This window comes from Halomonas elongata (assembly GCF_029081005.1).
GTDB classification, from domain to species: domain Bacteria; phylum Pseudomonadota; class Gammaproteobacteria; order Pseudomonadales; family Halomonadaceae; genus Halomonas; species Halomonas elongata_B.
Map to the genome: position 1 here is coordinate 1 of NZ_JAJQTQ010000053.1, position 2,091 is coordinate 2,091.

At 55.8% G+C, this 2,091-nt stretch carries 1 rRNA gene; it reads right to left on the minus strand.

The window, feature by feature from the left end:
• Positions 1–62: 62 nt before the first annotated feature.
• Positions 63–1,600: ribosomal RNA gene (locus LU493_RS19360) — 16S ribosomal RNA — on the minus strand.
• Positions 1,601–2,091 lie beyond the last annotated feature (491 nt).

Below are 2,091 nucleotides of genomic sequence, written 5' to 3' on the forward strand. Positions count from 1 at the left end.
TTTGCTCTGGCCGATCAGGTAATTCATTGTGGACACTTGCCGAGTGCCGATAACGGGTCGTTTAAGGAGGTGATCCAGCCGCAGGTTCCCCTACGGCTACCTTGTTACGACTTCACCCCAGTCATGAACCACACCGTGGTGATCGCCCTCCGAAGTTAGGCTAACCACTTCTGGTGCAGTCCACTCCCATGGTGTGACGGGCGGTGTGTACAAGGCCCGGGAACGTATTCACCGTGCCATTCTGATGCACGATTACTAGCGATTCCGACTTCACGGAGTCGAGTTGCAGACTCCGATCCGGACTGAGACCGGCTTTATGAGATTAGCTCCACGTCGCCGCTTTGCAACCCATTGTACCGGCCATTGTAGCACGTGTGTAGCCCTACCCGTAAGGGCCATGATGACTTGACGTCGTCCCCACCTTCCTCCGGTTTGTCACCGGCAGTCTCCCTAGAGTTCCCGACCGAATCGCTGGCAAATAGGGACAAGGGTTGCGCTCGTTACGGGACTTAACCCAACATTTCACAACACGAGCTGACGACAGCCATGCAGCACCTGTCTGTGCGCTCCCGAAGGCACCAAGGTATCTCTACCAAGTTCGCACGATGTCAAGGGTAGGTAAGGTTCTTCGCGTTGCATCGAATTAAACCACATGCTCCACCGCTTGTGCGGGCCCCCGTCAATTCATTTGAGTTTTAACCTTGCGGCCGTACTCCCCAGGCGGTCGACTTAGTGCGTTAACTGCGCCACAAAGGTCTCGAGGACCCCAACGGCTAGTCGACATCGTTTACGGCGTGGACTACCAGGGTATCTAATCCTGTTTGCTACCCACGCTTTCGTACCTCAGCGTCAGTGTCAGTCCAGAAGGCCGCCTTCGCCACTGGTATTCCTCCCGATCTCTACGCATTTCACCGCTACACCGGGAATTCTACCTTCCTCTCCTGCACTCTAGCCTGACAGTTCCGGATGCCGTTCCCAGGTTGAGCCCGGGGCTTTCACAACCGGCTTACCAAGCCGCCTACGCACGCTTTACGCCCAGTAATTCCGATTAACGCTCGCACCCTCCGTATTACCGCGGCTGCTGGCACGGAGTTAGCCGGTGCTTCTTCTGTGAGTGATGTCTCCCTTGCCGGGTATTAACCGACAAGCATTCTTCCTCACTGAAAGTGCTTTACAACCCGAGGGCCTTCTTCACACACGCGGCATGGCTGGATCAGGGTTGCCCCCATTGTCCAATATTCCCCACTGCTGCCTCCCGTAGGAGTTCGGGCCGTGTCTCAGTCCCGATGTGGCTGATCATCCTCTCAGACCAGCTACGGATCGTCGCCTTGGTGAGCCATTACCTCACCAACCAGCTAATCCGACATAAGCTCATCCGATAGCGCAAGGTCCGAAGAGCCCCTGCTTTCTCCCGTAGGACGTATGCGGTATTAGCCTGAGTTTCCTCAGGTTATCCCCCACTATCGGGCAGATTCCTATGCATTACTCACCCGTCCGCCGCTCGACGCCTCCTAGCAAGCTAGGATCGTTTCCGCTCGACTTGCATGTGTTAGGCCTGCCGCCAGCGTTCAATCTGAGCCATGATCAAACTCTTCAGTTTAAAGTCTGATAGTTCCTAAGGTGGAACCAAACCTGGCTCAAGGTTCAAACGTTCTCAAAAAGACCCGAAGGCCTTTGACGAGTCGCTTGCCTTGATTTTCGGTGACTGGTCACCGACATCTCGACAAGCGCCCACATGAATTACCTGATCGATTGTTAAAGAGCGGCTCCGGACTCTCGAAAGAGAGGAGCGTCTCGCGTTGCCGGCCCGTGGCACAGCGCCTCGCGAGGAAGGCGTATTCTACATGATCGGCGTCTGGCGTCAAGCTCGATGTCTTCGTCGAGCGGCGCGAACCTCGTATCGAGGCGACTCCGATCGAGTCCTTGGCGGACCCTGTAGCGAGTGGCGAGCATTCTACCGAAATCGGCGTTCCTGTCAACCGGCGAATTTCGAAACGATTCGAAAAACCCTAAGCAAAACAGGGGCTTCTACCACCCTTCACCGCTTGCGACGTTGACCCGTCGCCGGCAGCGGATGCGTACTTTACGGAT